Here is a 17749-nt window from a genome sequence, read left to right as displayed (position 1 = left end):
ACTTATTCAGAGATACGTTCGATATTCATTCCTAGCGCACTGAATTTTTGCTCGATAAACTCGTAACCACGATCGATATGGTAAATACGATCAACAATGGTTTCGCCTTTAGCAATACTGCCCGCAATCACAAGACTTGCAGATGCACGTAGGTCAGTTGCCATCACTTGTGCGCCACTCAATCCATTAGTGTCACCACAAATCACGGTATTACCTTCGATTTCAGCGTGAGCACCCATACGAATTAATTCAGGAATATGCATGAAACGGTTTTCAAAAATCGTTTCAGTAATGATGCCTGTGCCTTTGGCCATTAAGTTTAATAGCGAAAATTGCGCTTGCATGTCGGTTGGGAACCCCGGATGCGGTGCAGTGCGAATATTCACCGCTTTAAGCTCACGATCTGTCATATCTAGACTGATCCAATCATCGCCAGTTTCAACTAATGCACCCGCTTCTTCTAGTTTTGCTAATACCGCTTCAAGAAGTTCAGGCTTAGTGTTGCGACAAACAATCTTACCACCAGAAACAGCAGCAGCGACTAAGAAAGTACCGGTTTCGATACGGTCTGCAACCACTTCATGATAACCGCCAGCAAGACGATCAACACCTTCGATGGTGATGGTTGCCGTGCCTGCGCCTGTAATTTTCGCACCGATAGCATTAAGGAATGCTGCAGTATCTTCAATTTCAGGTTCACGAGCTGCGTTTTCAATCACGGTTGTACCTTCTGCTAACGTTGCCGCAGACATAATAGTAACCGTTGCACCCACACTGACTTTATCCATCACGATATGGGCACCTTTAAGACGACCATCGACAGATGCTTTTACATAACCTTCATCAAGTGTGATTGTTGCACCAAGTTGCTCAAGACCCACAATATGCAAATCAACTGGGCGCGCACCAATAGCACAACCACCAGGTAATGATACTTGACCTTGACCAAAACGAGCCACTAGTGGACCTAATGCCCAAATAGAAGCACGCATTGTTTTTACAAGATCATACGGCGCACAATACTCATTAACATCACTTGCATCGATATTAACAGATGAGCCATTACGCGAAACTTTCACGCCTAAACGTGACAGTAATTCCATCGTAGTATCAATATCACGTAGCTGAGGAACATTGGCAATTTCTACCGGACCGTCAGCAAGTAACGCGGCAAATAAAATCGGTAAGGCTGCATTCTTTGCGCCAGAAATAGCCACTTCACCGCTTAATGGGCCGCTGCCCTGAATACGAAACTTTTGCATCATTTAGCTCTCTATAACGACATTAATTTTTTATCACGCGCCCACTCTTCAGGCGTATATGTTTTAATACTTAACGCGTGAATGTCGTTTGCTGCAATACGATCCATTAATGGACCATAAATTGTTTGTTGTTTCTTTACACGGCTCATGCCGTCAAATAGTGTACCCACTGCGATCACTTGGTAGTGGCTACCTTCACCTTTAACGATGATTTCATCAACGTCTAAAGCGCTTTCTAGAATTTGTTTAATCTCAGAGATTTCCACAAGCTATCCTCTCTACAGCTTACTCCATGCAAGCTGTTAACATTGGTTCGATATGGCTTAAGCGAAACAGCGTTTTAAGCTGTTGAGGTACATTGTGCAACATAACGCGACTCCCTGCTTGCTTAAGGTGCTGGCACAAATGCAGTAACATCACCATACCAGCAGAGTCTACTCGAGATAAATCAGCAAGATCGAGCACGAGCTGCTCATTATGTGGCATCCATTCGCTTCTTTGACGCCAAAAAGCTGGCACTGTGTCACGATCTAACGACCCTGACAAGCGGTATTGCCCTTCAGCGACAACCTGCCAACAAATCTTATCAGCAGTCATGGTTATTTGTTCTCAATTTGGATCGGTTTCGCCGCCAAATCACGTAAACTTTGTGTCACCGCATCAATACCTTTAGTACGTAGCTGTCCACTCCATTCACTTTGCTTAGTAGAGAGCATACTGACACCTTCAGCAACCATGTCAAATCCCTGCCATTCTTTGGTTTTTTTATTCAATCGTAATTTAAAATCAAGGCGAATAGGCGGGCGCTGAGGATCAATAATATCAACGCGAACCGAAATAATACTGCGATCAGCTGGAACGGGCTTAGGTGATTCAAGTTCGATTTTTTGGTCGGTATATTGAGTCAAAACCTGTGCGTACGATGCCACTAAATAATCAGTGAAAGCCGCTGTGAACGCATCACGTTGCTCTGCGGTTGTATTACGTAGATTAGAACCTAACACTTTGTAAGCTGCATAACGGGTATTAATATACGGCAATAATTCTTGCTTAACGATCACCCGTAGTTGTTCTGGGTTTGCTTGAATTTTTGCTTGTTCCGCTTTTAAAGTACCAAATAAATGCGCGGATACTTTGTCCATCATTTTATAAGGATTGCTCTGATCAATCGTTGCTGCTTGAGCTAGCATTGGCACGGCCAGTAAACACAACATTAAGCCACGTACAAATTTCATGGTGGTTCTCCTCATTACTTCTTATCGCCGCCAAGGCTATACAGCACTTGACCAATCATATCTTCTAATACTAACGCAGATTTAGTGTCTTCAATTAAGTCACCGTTATGTAGCATTTCAGTGTCAGTATCAACAAATCCAGGACTAATACCTAAGTATTGTTCACCTAATAGACCTGAAGTCAGAATAGATGCAGAACTGGTTTCAGGGAAATAACCAAACTTTTTATTAACGTCTAAAGTAACAATTGGCACATACGTCTGTTCATCAAGGGTAATCGACGTTACTTCACCTACAGTAACCCCTCCCACCTTAACGGGAGAACGTACTTTTAAACCGCCAATATTGTCAAAATGGGCTTTCAAAGTATAAGTTTCAGCACTACCAAAACTTTGTACGTTAGCCACTTTAAACGCCAACACTAATAAAGCACTAATGCCGGCTAGCATAAACACACCAACCCACAATTCTAATCGTTTATTTTGTTGCATTGTTTTTATCCATGTAATTTATGCCGTCGTATGCATGCGGCTAAGTGAATGTTTAGCTACCAAACATTAATGCTGTTAACACAAAATCAAGTCCAAGTACCGCCAGTGATGAATTCACCACTGTACGGGTTGTTGCACGGCTGATCCCTTCCGACGTCGGTACGGCATCATAACCATTAAAGACTGCAATCCATGTAATCACGATAGCAAATACGATTGATTTGATAATGCTATTACCAATATCAGTACTGAAATCAACCGATGATTGCATCACCGACCAGAAACTGCCGTAGTCAATGCCCTTCCAATCAACACCAACAAGTTGTGCGCCCCATAAACCAATAAGCGAGAACATCAACGCCAACAATGGCATCGAGATAACCCCCGCCCAAAATCGCGGTGCAATCACGCGGCGTAGAGGATCAACCGCCATCATTTCCATGCTTGATAGTTGTTCGGTGGTTTTCATCAACCCAATTTCAGCCGTTAACGCAGAGCCCGCACGACCAGCAAATAACAACGCCGTTACCACCGGGCCTAATTCTCGCAATAATGATAATGCGACCATTTGACCAAGGCTGGTTTCAGCGCCGTAACCAGCAAGAACTAAATATCCTTGCAGGCTTAATACCATGCCGATAAATAATCCTGACACGAGAATAATCGCCATCGATAGCACGCCAACTGAATACAATTGTCGAATCAATAGCGGCAACATTTTTATCGGCTGAGGCTTACACACTAATGCCCCATATAACATCAAGCTTGCACGACCACATGCTTGGCACTTTTCAATAGTCGCTCGTCCCAATCGGGAAATAGCATTAATTATCATTTTTTGCTCATATTATCGGTTGTCATTTACTGATGTTAGCAACAGCCTTGATACGGCTTACTCACCAAATAAATCATCACTTAATGATTGTGCAGGAAATTGAAACGGTACTGGACCATCCGCATCACCATCTAAAAATTGGCGCACTTGAGGGTTAGTATCTGCGCGTAATTGATCCGGTGTACCACAACCTATGATCTTCGCGCCTGAAAGAATATAGACATGATCTGCAATACTCATTACCTCTGGCACATCATGCGAGACAATCACCGACGTAATATTTAACGCTTGGTTAAGATCGCGGATTAACTTAACTAACACGCCCATGGTAATTGGATCTTGGCCAACAAACGGTTCATCGTACATCATCAAATCAGGATCAAGTGCAATTGCGCGCGCCAATGCTGCTCGTCGAGCCATGCCACCTGATAACTCATTTGGCATTAATTGAGCCGCCCCTCGCAAACCCACAGCTTCTAATTTCAATAGCACTAAGGTGTGCAATAAATCTTCAGGTAATTGAGTATGCTCACGCAATGGAAAGGCAACATTTTCAAACACAGTCATATCGGTAAATAAAGCACCCGATTGAAACAGCATACTCATTCGTTTACGCGCTTGATAAAGTTCACTGCGACGTAATGTGGGTATATTCCATTGATCAAACCATACCTCACCATTATCTGGCGCAATCTGACCACCAATCAAACGTAATAAGGTCGTTTTGCCGATCCCTGACGGCCCCATAATAGCGGTGACTTTTCCACGCGGGATATCAAGACTAATATTATCAAAAATACGTCGATCACCACGGGAAAAGCTCAGATTTTTAATCGAAACCAGTACATCATCATTGAGCATTATGTTTATGTTACCTCTCGCTAACTCGTTTGCGTAAGCGATGAATATTGATGTTATTTGACATAATAGCGTTTCATGCCACTTGATAATAAACAACTTAAAAACAATCAGTAGACATTATAAAAATAGAGCGTTGATGATAGGAGGAATTAAACGTCAACTCAACCTAAGCGCTGTATTATCACGCGTTAATGATGAATTTTTATCAAAAATAATATATTTACGATAAAACTGACACTAACGGCATAATTCCATTCTAAAACAAATCAACCTCATTATCATTCACCTAAAATAAAACATCGTTTTAATAGTGTAAATAGATAAGCCACTTTTTCTAACCTTAATCGGTTCTGATTCAGCAGCAGTTAATCAAGCCATCCCCCTAAAACCACCTCAGATGATAATTAGTATTGGCTTATGCTTCCCTTTTGCATGAGTTAACGTCAAAATTGGCAACTCAAATTGTAAATATTTCATCAATTGACTAAAAATCGCTTTTTTAGCGGGTCGTACTAAAAAGGAATTAACATGCTAGAAGCCATTGTGTTGCTCTGTATCGGATTAGCTTTACTGGTTTGGAGTGCAGATAGATTGGTATATGGTGCAGCTGCATTAGCGAAAAACTTCGGTGTTGCACCACTGGTTATTGGTATGACTATTCTGGCAATGGGATCTTCTGCGCCAGAAATGATGGTTTCAGCCACCGCTGCACTGGCCGATAAAACAGATACCGCGGTAGGTAATGTACTGGGATCAAACATTGCCAATATTGCGTTAATTCTCGGTATTACGGCAATCATAAAGCCCCTCTGCATTAGTTCGACTATTATTCGCCGCGAATTACCCATAATGCTGGGTGTTACGGTTATTGCTGGCGCGATTTTATGGGATAATTATTTAAGCCGTCACGAAGGCATTATTCTTGCGGTTCTATTTGCTATTTTCTTAGTGGTGATGCTTAAAATCAGCCGCGACAGTAAAAGTGATCCATTAGTAGAAGAGCAACAGTCAGAAATTCCAACTGGCGTCACTAATACCAAGGCCATTATCTGGGTATTTATTGGCTTAGGCATACTTCTATACTCTTCAGATATGGTAGTGGGGTCAGCAGTTACTATCGCTAAATACTACGGTATGAGTGACTTAGTTATTGGTTTAACCATCATTGCTGTTGGCACCAGTTTGCCTGAGCTTGCCGCATCTGTCGCGAGCGTATTTAAAGGCGAAGATGACATGGCGGTGGGTAATATTATTGGCTCAAATATCTTTAATATTCTTGCGGTAATGGGCATTCCAGGGTTACTGAACCCATCAGCATTAAGCCCACTAGCTATGAGCCGTGATTTTTATGTTATGTTGGCTATTTCCATTCTATTACTACTAATGGCTCTCGGTAAACGCCGCCTGATTAATCGCATTGAAGGTGGAATATTAGTGATTTGCTTTATTGCTTATCAAGCATTTTTATTTCTTAATATCGCCGCATAACAGGAGCTTTCTCTGATGTCTGGTCAATTTGATTTTTGCAGCCATGGTAAAAAAGTACTCGATACTGAATTACAAGCACTTGAAAAAATCCGTTGTTACATTGATAACAGCTTTACCCTTGCCTGTGAGTTAATTCTGCACTGCCAAGGTAAAGTGATCGTAATGGGAATGGGTAAATCAGGTCATATTGGACGGAAAATAGCCGCAACATTGGCCAGCACAGGGACCCCTGCATTCTTTGTTCATCCGGGCGAAGCAAGCCATGGTGATTTGGGAATGATCAAAAAAAATGATGTCGTGATTGCAATTTCAAACTCAGGTGAAGCCGCAGAAATTCTTGCATTACTGCCCGTTATCAAACGTCTAGGCATTGCCATGATCAGCATGACAGGCAAACCTGAATCAAGTATGGCTAAAATGGCGCAAGTGAATCTTCAAGTCACGGTAGATAAAGAAGCCTGCCCCTTGAATCTCGCACCGACCTCAAGTACAACGGCTACCCTTGTTATGGGAGATGCGGTCGCAATTTCAGTAATGGAAGCCCGCGGGTTTACTGCTGACGATTTTGCACTATCTCATCCCGGTGGTGCGTTAGGACGTAAATTATTGCTTCGTATTGCAGATGTCATGCACAGTGGTGAGTTACTACCTATGATTGAAGAGCATGCCAGTATTAAAGATGCGCTATTGGAAATATCACACAAAGGCTTAGGAATGACGGCAATTGTTGATCATAACCAACAATTACGTGGTATTTTTACTGACGGTGATTTACGCCGTTTGTTGGATAATCATATTGATATTCACAACACCAGTATTGGTCATGTGATGTCAACCAATCCACAAACGATTTCACCACAGCTATTAGCCGCAGAAGGGCTAAAATTAATGGAAGATAACAAAATTAATGGCTTATTGGTGACAGAAAATAACCAATTAGTTGGCGCACTCAATATGCATGATTTACTTAAAGCCGGTGTCCTGTAGCACTATTATATCTCTGTAAATCATCGGTAACACCAAAGAAAATAAAGGCTTAAGTCTATGACTTTTAAAAAGCTATTCTATGTACTGTTAATGATTATATGTGCATGGCTCGGCTACTATCTACTTGAACAACATTGGAAACAAGATGTTCAAGTTAAACCTAATGACGAAAAACCAATGTTTATTGGTAATAAAGTCAGTAATACCAGCTTTGATTTGAAGGGTACTCGTCAATATCAAATTGATGCTGACCATCTTGAGCATTTTAATGTTAGTGGTGAAACCACATTTACTAAACCTGTTTTGTGGGTCTTTAAGCAAGGGCTAAATGCAGAATGGCGAGTCAGTGCTAACAATGCCAAACTAGAACAAGATAAAATTTTACACTTACAAGGTAATGTTCGTATTTTCAATCTATTACCTGATTCAGATGTTCAAGTCATTAAAACAGATAGTTTACGCTTAAATTTAGTCAATAAAGACTTTAGTACCGATGATCATGTCACCATCAATGGTCCTGTTTTCCAAAATCAAGGCGATGGCATGAAAGGCAACATGGATCGAAATGTGGCAACTCTTCTAAAAAATGTAAAAGGTAGATATGAACCGACTAAAAATTAATACTCTACTATGCTTGTTGTGTATCAGTGCACCAACATGGGCAATGAAAAGTGATACCAAGCAACCCATTTATATTGATTCAGACAGTCAACAAGTTGATATGCCGAATAATATTGTTACGTTTATCGGCAATGTGAAGTTACGCCAAGGAACAATTGATATTCGTGCGAACAAAGTAGTTGTAACGCGACCAAACACTAAGTCGCAACAACAAACAATCATGGCATATGGACAACCAGCAACATTCCATCAAGTGATGGACGATGGTAAACCTCTTGATGGCGAAGCGCTTAAAATGCGTTATGAAACCGCCACTGAACGCCTAAAAATGACCGGCAAAGCAGAACTTAATCAAGATGGGAGTAATATTAAAGGTAATATCATTACTTACAATATTCGCGACCAACGTTTGGTAGCAGAAAGCGGTAACCAAGAGCGTGTCACCACCGTGATCTTACCAAGTCAATTAAACAATAATAAGAAATAAACATTATTTATGGCTATTCTAAAAGCTGAACACCTTGCAAAAAGTTACAACGGTCGCAAAGTCGTTTCCGATGTGAGCCTTGAGGTTGAATCAGGAAAAATTGTTGGTTTACTTGGTCCCAATGGTGCAGGTAAAACCACCTCATTTTATATGATCGTTGGCTTAGTTGGCCGCGATGAAGGCACAATTACCATTGATGGTGAAGACATCAGCCTTCAACCGATGCACAATCGTTCACGAATGGGTATTGGTTATTTACCCCAAGAAGCATCGATTTTTCGTCGTCTGACGGTTTATGACAACTTAATGGCTGTTTTAGAGACGCGTAAAGAGCTCACCAAAGAAGGCCGTCAAGATAAGGCCGAAGAACTGTTAGATGAGTTTAATATTCAACATATTCGCGATAGTTTAGGACAAGCATTATCAGGTGGTGAACGACGCCGAGTTGAAATTGCACGTGCATTAGCAGCAAACCCTAAGTTTATTCTGCTTGATGAACCGTTTGCAGGTGTCGATCCAATTTCAGTTATTGATATCAAAAAGATCATTAAACATTTACGAGATCGTGGATTAGGGGTATTAATTACCGATCATAACGTTCGCGAAACATTGGATGTTTGTGAACACGCTTATATTGTAAGCCAAGGCCATCTGATCGCTAATGGTACTCCAGATCATGTACTCAATCATGAGCATGTTAAGCGGGTTTATCTCGGTGATCAGTTCCGTCTATAGCATTCACCATTGGCTATTGATTACAGATAATAACAACAATAACAATAAGGTGTATCAACGTTAATGAAAACTTCGCTCCAACTTAAGCTCGGTCAACAGTTAGCAATGACGCCTCAATTGCAGCAAGCTATTCGCTTGTTGCAACTCTCGACATTGGAACTCCAACAAGAGATCCAAGAAGCGCTTGATGGTAACCCTCTCCTAGAGCTCGATGAAACCAATGAAGCGGATGAAATAAACACTAACAATGAAACCTCAACCGCAGAAGCCAGCACCAATGACGCGAGTGAAAATCTCGACGATATAGAGAGTTTTGATACCGCTGAAGTACTTGAATCCCGTGAATTACCCACTGAACTTCCGGTTGATAGTACTTGGGATGATATTTACAGTGCAGGAACAGGCAGCGCGGGCATTGCTATTGATGATGACATTCCAATTTATCAAGGTGAAACTACTGAATCATTACAAGACTATTTAATGTGGCAAGTACATTTAACCCCATTTAGCGAAACGGATCTCGCGATAGCAACAGCGATCATTGATGCAGTTAATGACAAAGGTTATCTCAGTTGTAGTACTGCTGAAATTTTAGAAAACTTTGAAGATGAAGATCTCGATGTTGAGCTTGATGAGGTAGAGGCGGTACTTAAACGCGTACAGCAATTTGACCCTTTAGGGGTTGCTTCTCGCAACTTACAAGAATGTTTACTGCTTCAACTCGCCACTTATCCAGCACAAACTCAATGGCTTGCCGAAGCTAAAATACTGTTGAGTGAGCACATTAATTTATTAGGTAATCGCGATTATCGACAATTGATGCGCGAAACCAAACTCAAAGAACCTGAACTTAAAGCGGTTATGGAGCTGATTCACAGCTTAAACCCTCGTCCAGGTAATCATGTCGTTTCAACCGAAACTGAATACGTTATTCCCGATGTCTCTGTCTTTAAAGATAATGGCAAATGGGTTGTTAGTATCAATCCTGACAGTATTCCTCGTATTAAAGTCAATCAGCAATACGCCGCATTAAGCAATAACACTCGCAATAGCGCTGATGGTCAATTTATACGTACTCACCTTCAAGATGCCAAATGGCTGATTAAAAGCCTTGAAAGCCGCAATGAAACCTTGTTGAAAGTCGCTCGTTGTATTGTCGAGCAGCAACAAGATTTTTTTGAATTTGGTGAAGAAGCGATGAAGCCGATGGTCCTCAATGACATCGCACTCGCGGTTGAAATGCACGAATCCACCATATCTCGAGTTACGACGCAAAAATATATGCATACACCTCGAGGTATTTTTGAATTGAAATACTTCTTCTCAAGTCATGTCAGTACGGATAATGGCGGTGAATGTTCATCGACAGCTATTCGCGCACTGGTGAAGAAACTTGTTGCTGCTGAAAATCAGGTTAAACCCCTGAGTGACAGCAAAATTGCGACTTTATTGGCTGAACAAGGGATCATGGTTGCACGACGAACTATCGCCAAATACCGTGAATCGTTGGGAATTCCGCCATCAAATCAGCGAAAATGTCTGATCTAAATCGGATCAGCGCCAACAAAAGGAAGATGTCTATGCAAATCAATATTACCGGACACCATGTTGATGTAACCGATTCATTACGAGAATATGTCAGTACTAAGTTTGACAAACTAGAGCGTTTTTTCGATAAAATCAATACCGTTCAAGTGATCTTAAATGTCGAAAAGCTCCAACAAATAGCCGAAGCAACCCTGCATATTAATTCAGGAGAAATTCACGCTAAAGCTGATTCTGAAAATATGTATGCCGCGATTGACGAATTGACTGATAAACTGGTCCGTCAATTAAACAAACACAAAGATAAACTCAATAGTCACTAATCATGCAACTGAGTAACGTATTGAGCCTGGACTGCACCAAAAGTGCAGTCCCTTGCTCCAGTAAAAAACGCGCGCTTGAGCTCATCAGTGAGATCGCCGCAACACATCTTGATCAAAATCCGCAGCCATTATTTGAATGTATGCTCAATCGTGAAAAATTGGGTACCACAGGTATTGGTAACGGGATTGCAATTCCTCACGGCCGAATCAGTAACAGTGATCATGCGATTGCAGTGCTTATTCAATGCCAAGAGCCGATAGATTTTGATGCTATAGATGGTCAACCTATTGACCTGTTATTTGCACTTCTGGTACCAGAAGAACAATGTAAAGAGCATTTATCGACCCTTGCTAGCATGGCTGAAAAACTGGGCAATAAGAAAATTTGCAAACAGTTACGCAATGCAACAACCGATCAAGAATTATATAACATACTGATTAATGAAGAATAAATCAGCATCTCTCCACACACAAAAGGTAGCTTAACCATGAGGTTAATGGTTGTTAGCGGCCGTTCAGGTTCAGGTAAATCTGTCGCGCTTCGCGTGTTAGAAGATTTAGGTTATTACTGCGTTGATAACCTTCCCGTACACCTACTGCCGCAATTTGTAAATGATATTGCCAATAACGAACAAGATATTGCGGTTAGCATCGATATTCGTAATATGCCGCCACATCAGGGTGAACTTGACGCTATTTTCAAAAATTTACCCAATGATGTTGATATCAACGTTATTTTCCTCGATGCCGATGATAAAGAACTGGTTAAACGTTTCAGTGAAACACGTCGTTTACACCCACTCTCGCGCCATAACATGAGCCTTGAACAAGCCATTCAATCAGAAGCGGTATTGCTTGGCGAGCTGAAAGAACATGCTGACTTAGTGATTGATACCACTAAGAGCTCTATTCATGATTTAAGCGAAACAGTGCGGGCACGAGTACTTGGTCGTGAAGCTCGTGAATTAGTGTTAGTTTTTGAATCGTTCGGCTTTAAACATGGTCTGCCTTCTGATGCTGACTATGTGTTTGATGTGCGTTTTTTGCCAAACCCACACTGGGTGCCAGAGCTTAAACCTCAGACTGGCCTTGATCAGCCCGTTAAAGATTTTTTAGCCGCTCACGCTGAAGTCAATAAACTAAACTACCAGCTACGAAATTTCCTTGAAACATGGTTACCAATGCTAGAGAAAAATAATCGCAGTTATGTCACCGTTGCCATTGGTTGTACTGGCGGGCAACATCGCTCGGTGTATATCGCGCAACAATTGGCTGATTATTTTACTCAACAAGGTCAACAAGTGCAGGTACGTCATCGCACGCTGGAAAATTATAAATGACCATTAGCCGCGAATTATTTATTCGTAACCGTCTCGGGCTTCATGCTCGAGCGGCAATCAAATTAGTTGAGTTAGCACAAAGTTTCACAGCCATCGTTACAATCACTAATGGTGATAACAGCGCAACGGCAGACAGTGTGATGGGCTTACTCATGCTGGACTCCGCTCAAGGTCAAAAGATCATGGTTAGCGCAGAAGGCCAAGATGCAGAATCAGCATTAATCGCCATTTCAACCTTAATTGAAGCTGGGTTTGATGAAGAAAGTTAATTGGCTAAATTAAAAGCCATAAATTACCACTGTTAAATCTTTTGTTCTTAGTGGTGTTAATCATTTTTAACACGTGATACTTTGCTCTTAACTGCGTTTTTTAGCCGCGATTAGTAGCCAACACTCATGAAATGTAGAGATATCACAATTATAATCATGCGTAATACCAATACTTCATCAGTTTATGCGCTAATTAAATAGTAATCAGCACAAGACAAAGACTCACTGATTACGTTAAAATTCAGCTTATTGCGCCATCAAATATAAGTGGGCCTAATACCTATGGCGGATGTATTAGAACAAGATCAAACCCATCACACACTCCAAGAAGTCAATAAAGCGCTCGAAAATGGCATGTTTGTTCATGTTCGCCGGTTACTCCAAGACATGGAGCCGGAGGATATTGCACACCTGTTAGAAGCCTCGCCACCGAAAGAACGTCAAGTCTTATGGCAATTGACGGATCCGGAAGAGCAAGGTGAGATCCTTGATGAACTCTCTGAAGATGTAAAAGATGGCATCGTCTCGCAAATGGAACCAGAAAAGCTGGCAGCCGTTACCGAGGGGATGGAAAGCGATGATGTCGCCTACGTACTTCGTAGCCTCTCTGATGAGCGTTATCAAGAAGTATTGGCACAAATGGATGCCACCGATCGTCATCGTATCGAAAAAGCACTCGCCTATCCGGAAGATACTGCCGGTGGGATGATGAGTACCGATTTTATCACCATTCGAGGTGACGTAACCGCCGATGTGGTACTACGTTATTTACGTATGCGTGGTGAACTACCAGAAGCCACTGATGCTTTGTATGTGGTTGATGAAAATCAAATTCTGATTGGTCATTTGTCACTATCAACGCTCATCACCACTCAGCCTGACATTGAAATTAAAGATGTTATGCAAGACGCTGATGAAGCGATTGCCGTCGATATGGCAGACAGTGAAATAGCCAATATATTTGAACGTCGAAATTGGTTGTCAGCACCTGTCGTTGATACCAATAATCATCTGTTAGGTCGTATCACTATCGATGACGTGGTTGACTTGATCCGTGAAGAAGCGGAACACTCAATGATGACCATGGCGGGTATGGATGACGATGAAGATACCTTTGCACCAGTATTAAAGTCAGCCAAGAGCCGCAGTATTTGGCTTGGGGTTAATGTACTGACAGCGTTAGCAGCCGCATCTGTATCCAATATGTTTGAACACACTTTACAACAGATGGCGACCGTTGCGGTACTAATGACAATTGTTCCATCAATGGGTGGTGTGGCGGGTAACCAAACCGTAGCACTGGTTATTCGAGGCCTTGCTGTCGGTCACATTGGTGATACCAACACCCGTTGGCTACTGAGTAAAGAAGCCCGTGTCGGATTAATTAATGGCTTAGTATGGGCATTAATTATTGGCTTAGTGGTCTTTATTTGGAAAGGGAGCTTAATACTCGGCGCGATCATGGCCGGCGCAATGCTAGCAAACTTATTTGTTGCCGGCGTTGCTGGCGTATTAATTCCAATTGGTCTTAAAAAACTAAAAATTGACCCAGCACTTGCTGGCGGTATGGCACTGACAACCTGTACTGATATTGTTGGTTTAATGGTGTTCTTAGGTCTAGCGACCATTTTTATTACACCTTAATTAGTGATAATTGATTGATAAAAAAAGTCCAAATCAAGTGATTGATTTGGACTTTTTTATTGCGCATAAATTACGTCATTAACAACGATTACTCACCCGCAATCTTCATCGAATCTAACAGCATAGAACCCGTTAGAATCTGACTTCGTGTTTCAGTATCACTGCCAATAGCAACAATATTTTGCATCATGTCTTTAAGATTACCTGCGATGGTAATTTCAGAGACAGGATATTGAATTTGACCATTCTCAACCCAGAAGCCCGCAGCACCACGAGAATAATCACCCGTGATAATGTTCACTCCTTGGCCCATCAATTCAGTCACTAACAAACCGCGATCCATCTTTTTCAGCATTTGCTCAAAGCTTTCGCCTGTTGATGAAACCAACCAGTTATGAATGCCACCAGCATGACCTGTTGGCTGCATTTTCATCTTACGAGCAGCATAGCTGGTCAATAAGTATGTTTGCAGTGCGCCACCAGTGATAATTTCACGATCATAGGTCGCAAGACCTTCGCTATCAAACGGGGTACTTGCCATACCACGTAAAATATGAGGACGTTCACTAATATTTAGCCACTCTGGGAAAATTTGCTCACCCAGTTTATCTAATAAAAATGATGATTTACGGTATAAATTCGCACCGCTAATTCCCATCACTAAATGACCAAAAAGACCGGTAGCAACATCTGCAGCAAACATCACTGGCGCTTCACGAGTAGTGAGTTTTTGTGGATCAATACGACTTACGGTACGTTCTGCAGCATGACGACCCACACGTTCTGGGGTCCACATATCAGAGGCTAAACGTGAAGTGGTATAACTATAATCACGCTCCATATTGCCGTCTTTGCCTTCACTGATCACACAGCAACTAATGCTATGGCGACTAGAAGCATAACTGGCTAACATGCCATGACTATTACCGTAAACACGTACGCCGTAATGGCTATCGTAACTGGCACCATCGCTTTGTTTTACGCGAGGATCAAAGGCAAGCGCCGCTTCTTCTGCTGCAATTGCAATTGCAGCAGCACGATCAGGCTCTGGCTCATCAGGGTGAAATAAGTCTAAATCAGGAATATTACGCGCCATCAATTCCGCAGGGCCTGGGCCTGCAAACGGATCTTCAGAAGTGTAATTTGCAATATCTAAAGCAGCAGCAACCGTTTGAGCAATAGCCGCTTCACTTAAATCAGAAGTTGATGCGCTACCTTTACGGTGACCGCGATACACAGTAATGCCAAGTGCACCGTCACTATTAAATTCAACGTTTTCAACTTCGCACATACGAGTAGAAACACTGATACCTGTTGTTTTGTTAATGGCTACTTCGGCTGCATCAGCCTGTTTACCAGCAACTTCAAGCGCTTTTGCTACTGCGGCTTCAAGTTCAACACGCTGTTGAGCGACCTGTTCTCTTACGTCCATACAATCACTTAAGGTTAGGGTTTAGCTTATTAGTTATAGAATAATGTAATTTACGCCCAAAATCGTTATTAAACTGATAAAATAGAACTATTGATACAATGAGTGAGCCCATTTATGAGCCGTAAAAACAAAAAAGCCCCTTGGGATGAAGAAGAAGAAATCATCTGGGTAAGTAAATCCGAGATGAAACGCGACATGGAAGAGTTGCAAAAAATTGGCGAGGCGCTAGTTGAATTAACACCTAACGCTCTTGCGAAAGTGCCATTAGATGAAGAAATGATGGCCGCAATAAAAGACGCACAACGCTTTAGTAAAGAAGCGCGTCGTCGTCAGTTGCAGTTTATTGGTAAGCAGATGCGTCATATGGATCTTGAACCAATTCAAGCAGCACTCGACAAATTAAATAATAAGCACTCTCAGCACACCGTTGCTCTTAAAAAGCTTGAAATTAAGCGTGACAAGTTGATTGAGAATGGTGACAGCATGCTAAATGCTATTTTGGTTGATCATCCCGATGCTGATCGCCAACACCTACGCCAGTTAATGCGCCAAGCAACAAAAGAAAAGGCCCAAGAAAAACCGGGCAAAGCATACCGTGAGATTTTCCAATATCTAAAATCTCTCTACCTTGCTGATTAATCTCGTCGATTAAGATACTGATGAATAAAAAATGCCAGCATTTCTGCTGGCATTTTATTTTGTTGAAACACGCTTATTATAAAAAGCTGTGTTGCAATAGAAACTTACTCAGTACCACCTACGGTCATTGAATCAATCTTCAGTGTTGGTTGACCAACGCCTACAGGCACGCTCTGACCCGCCTTACCACAAACACCAACCCCACGATCAATATCAAGGTCATTACCGACCATAGACACTTGTTGCATCGCTTCAATACCACTGCCAATTAAGGTTGCACCTTTAATTGGGCGAGTAACTTTGCCGTTCTCAATCAAATATGCTTCAGAAGCCGAGAACACAAATTTACCTGAAGTAATATCAACCTGACCACCACCAAAGTTTGGTGCGTAGATACCATTTTTCACACTGGCGATAATTTCTTCAGGTGTATGCTCACCTGGCAGCATATAAGTATTGGTCATACGCGGCATCGGTAAATGAGCATAAGATTCACGACGGCCATTACCTGTCGGAGCAACACCCATTAAACGCGCATTAAGCTTATCTTGCATATAGCCTTTTAGCTTACCACCTTCAACGAGTACATTATGTTGCGCAGGCGTACCTTCATCATCGATATTAATTGAGCCACGACGATCAACTAATGTGCCGTCATCAACAATAGTACATAACGATGACGTCACTTGTTGGCCTATTTGCCCGGCAAACATTGATGAACCTTTACGGTTAAAGTCACCTTCTAAACCGTGGCCTACAGCCTCATGCAACAACACGCCAGGCCAGCCTGCACCCAAGACAATCGGCATCGTTCCCGCTGGCGCGGCATCAGCTTCAAGATTCACTAATGCTTGGCGAATAGCTTCATCAGCAAAGAAAATCGCTTGGCTTTTACCCGTGGCATCTTCTGTTAAAAATTGTTCATAACCATAACGACCACCGCCACCGGCACTACCACGTTCACGCTTATCGCCTTTCTCAACCAAAACCGTAATGGATAATCGTACTAATGGACGAATATCCGCCGCATAAGTGCCATCAAGCGCTGCAACTAAGACTTCTTCATAAACGCCATTAATACTGGCAGAGACTTCGGTCACTAACGGCTCTTTGGTACGAATATAGCGATCAATTTCTTCAAGTAAGGCTATCTTTTGAAATTTATCAAAACTGCCCAATGGATTAATCGGAGAATAAATACCAGACGATGCCATTGGCGTGAATGTTTGTACTTTGCCATCACCACCTTGACGCACAATGCCACGAGCAGCTTTTGCACTTTGAGTTAATGCTAATAGATTAATTTGATCTGAATAAGCAAAGCCTGTTTTCTCACCCGCAACAGCACGAACACCGACACCACGATCAATATTAAACGAGCCATCTTTGATGATACTGTCTTCTAAAACTAACGACTCATGCCAGCATGACTGAAAATATATATCAGCATAATCAACATCACGGGTAGCAATTAAGCCAAGAATATTATGCAATTCATCACGACCAAGACCAGATTGGTCTAGCATGGTACTTTCTACAGTGTTAAGGGTCATTA

Annotated in this window: 21 protein-coding genes; 12 read left to right on the top strand and 9 right to left on the bottom strand. The window is 41.9% G+C overall.

The annotated features are described in order from the left end of the window. Nucleotides 1-2: 2 nt before the first annotated feature. From murA to mlaF, 7 genes are read right to left on the bottom strand one after another with little or no spacing between them, the layout of a single operon-like run. Nucleotides 3-1262: a UDP-N-acetylglucosamine 1-carboxyvinyltransferase gene (murA, locus tag ACJZU6_RS03425; RefSeq protein ID WP_080158402.1), complete on the bottom strand. Its 1260-nt coding sequence runs from the start codon at nt 1260-1262 to the stop codon at nt 3-5. Between the two features lie 11 nt (nt 1263-1273). Continuing rightward, complete coding sequence (gene ibaG, locus ACJZU6_RS03420) at nt 1274-1528, bottom strand: BolA family iron metabolism protein IbaG (RefSeq protein ID WP_045030117.1); 255 nt, start codon at nt 1526-1528, stop codon at nt 1274-1276. A gap of 19 nt (nt 1529-1547) precedes the next feature. After that, nucleotides 1548-1859 (bottom strand): lipid asymmetry maintenance protein MlaB, encoded by a 312-nt coding sequence (locus ACJZU6_RS03415; RefSeq protein ID WP_080158335.1) that lies wholly within the window; start codon nt 1857-1859, stop codon nt 1548-1550. Between the two features lie 2 nt (nt 1860-1861). Then, nucleotides 1862-2497, bottom strand: coding sequence for a phospholipid-binding protein MlaC (gene mlaC, locus ACJZU6_RS03410; RefSeq protein ID WP_080158336.1), 636 nt, complete (start codon nt 2495-2497; stop codon nt 1862-1864). 14 nt (nt 2498-2511) lie between these two features. After that, entirely contained in the window at nt 2512-2988 is a 477-nt protein-coding gene (gene mlaD / locus ACJZU6_RS03405; RefSeq protein WP_080158337.1) for an outer membrane lipid asymmetry maintenance protein MlaD, read from the bottom strand. A 52-nt stretch (nt 2989-3040) separates the two neighbouring features. Continuing rightward, entirely contained in the window at nt 3041-3823 is a 783-nt protein-coding gene (gene mlaE, locus ACJZU6_RS03400) for a lipid asymmetry maintenance ABC transporter permease subunit MlaE (RefSeq protein WP_080158338.1), read from the bottom strand. A 57-nt stretch (nt 3824-3880) separates the two neighbouring features. Continuing rightward, the gene (gene mlaF / locus ACJZU6_RS03395; RefSeq protein WP_080158339.1) at nt 3881-4684 is read right to left on the bottom strand and encodes a phospholipid ABC transporter ATP-binding protein MlaF; all 804 of its coding nucleotides are present in this window, start codon (nt 4682-4684) and stop codon (nt 3881-3883) included. Between the two features lie 528 nt (nt 4685-5212). Here mlaF and ACJZU6_RS03390 point away from each other — a divergent pair. The 11 genes from ACJZU6_RS03390 to mgtE all read left to right on the top strand — a co-directional run bounded on the left by ACJZU6_RS03390 (nt 5213) and on the right by mgtE (nt 14123). Next, nucleotides 5213-6172, top strand: coding sequence for a calcium/sodium antiporter (locus ACJZU6_RS03390; RefSeq protein ID WP_080158340.1), 960 nt, complete (start codon nt 5213-5215; stop codon nt 6170-6172). A gap of 15 nt (nt 6173-6187) precedes the next feature. Further along, a complete protein-coding gene (locus ACJZU6_RS03385) occupies nt 6188-7159 on the top strand; it encodes a KpsF/GutQ family sugar-phosphate isomerase (protein WP_080158341.1) in 972 nt (323 codons plus the stop codon). A gap of 57 nt (nt 7160-7216) precedes the next feature. After that, the gene (gene lptC, locus ACJZU6_RS03380; protein WP_080158342.1) at nt 7217-7780 is read left to right on the top strand and encodes an LPS export ABC transporter periplasmic protein LptC; all 564 of its coding nucleotides are present in this window, start codon (nt 7217-7219) and stop codon (nt 7778-7780) included. Next, complete coding sequence (lptA, locus tag ACJZU6_RS03375) at nt 7761-8267, top strand: lipopolysaccharide transport periplasmic protein LptA (protein ID WP_408900644.1); 507 nt, start codon at nt 7761-7763, stop codon at nt 8265-8267. The genes lptC and lptA overlap by 20 nt, the downstream gene beginning before the upstream one ends. 9 nt (nt 8268-8276) lie before the next feature. Beyond that, the gene (gene lptB / locus ACJZU6_RS03370; RefSeq protein WP_080158344.1) at nt 8277-9002 is read left to right on the top strand and encodes an LPS export ABC transporter ATP-binding protein; all 726 of its coding nucleotides are present in this window, start codon (nt 8277-8279) and stop codon (nt 9000-9002) included. Nucleotides 9003-9065: 63 nt separating this feature from the next. Further along, a complete protein-coding gene (locus tag ACJZU6_RS03365) occupies nt 9066-10550 on the top strand; it encodes an RNA polymerase factor sigma-54 (protein WP_080158345.1) in 1485 nt (494 codons plus the stop codon). 32 nt (nt 10551-10582) lie between these two features. Continuing rightward, nucleotides 10583-10870 (top strand): ribosome hibernation promoting factor, encoded by a 288-nt coding sequence (hpf, locus tag ACJZU6_RS03360; RefSeq protein WP_080158346.1) that lies wholly within the window; start codon nt 10583-10585, stop codon nt 10868-10870. 2 nt (nt 10871-10872) lie between these two features. Continuing rightward, complete coding sequence (gene ptsN / locus ACJZU6_RS03355) at nt 10873-11322, top strand: PTS IIA-like nitrogen regulatory protein PtsN (RefSeq protein WP_080158347.1); 450 nt, start codon at nt 10873-10875, stop codon at nt 11320-11322. A gap of 36 nt (nt 11323-11358) precedes the next feature. Further along, nucleotides 11359-12210 carry an RNase adapter RapZ gene (gene rapZ / locus ACJZU6_RS03350; RefSeq protein ID WP_080158348.1) on the top strand — a complete coding sequence of 284 codons (852 nt, stop codon included), beginning with the start codon at nt 11359-11361 and terminating at the stop codon, nt 12208-12210. After that, the gene (locus ACJZU6_RS03345; protein ID WP_080158349.1) at nt 12207-12479 is read left to right on the top strand and encodes an HPr family phosphocarrier protein; all 273 of its coding nucleotides are present in this window, start codon (nt 12207-12209) and stop codon (nt 12477-12479) included. The genes rapZ and ACJZU6_RS03345 overlap by 4 nt, the downstream gene beginning before the upstream one ends. A gap of 282 nt (nt 12480-12761) precedes the next feature. After that, nucleotides 12762-14123 carry a magnesium transporter gene (gene mgtE, locus ACJZU6_RS03340; protein WP_080158350.1) on the top strand — a complete coding sequence of 454 codons (1362 nt, stop codon included), beginning with the start codon at nt 12762-12764 and terminating at the stop codon, nt 14121-14123. An 88-nt stretch (nt 14124-14211) separates the two neighbouring features. Here the strand turns inward: mgtE and pmbA are convergent, their stop codons facing one another. Further along, complete coding sequence (pmbA, locus tag ACJZU6_RS03335; RefSeq protein ID WP_107277023.1) at nt 14212-15555, bottom strand: metalloprotease PmbA; 1344 nt, start codon at nt 15553-15555, stop codon at nt 14212-14214. 114 nt (nt 15556-15669) lie between these two features. On the opposite strand from pmbA, the gene yjgA reads away from it, so the two are divergent. Further along, the gene (yjgA, locus tag ACJZU6_RS03330; protein WP_107277024.1) at nt 15670-16194 is read left to right on the top strand and encodes a ribosome biogenesis factor YjgA; all 525 of its coding nucleotides are present in this window, start codon (nt 15670-15672) and stop codon (nt 16192-16194) included. A 104-nt stretch (nt 16195-16298) separates the two neighbouring features. On the opposite strand, the gene tldD is transcribed toward yjgA, so the two are convergent. After that, entirely contained in the window at nt 16299-17747 is a 1449-nt protein-coding gene (tldD, locus tag ACJZU6_RS03325) for a metalloprotease TldD (protein ID WP_327763961.1), read from the bottom strand. Nucleotides 17748-17749 lie beyond the last annotated feature (2 nt).

Origin of the sequence: Photobacterium piscicola (assembly GCF_046058925.1) — a bacterium.
GTDB classification, from domain to species: domain Bacteria; phylum Pseudomonadota; class Gammaproteobacteria; order Enterobacterales; family Vibrionaceae; genus Photobacterium; species Photobacterium piscicola.
Note: the sequence above shows the minus strand (reverse complement) of the source record. Positions and strands in the feature narration are given on the sequence as shown.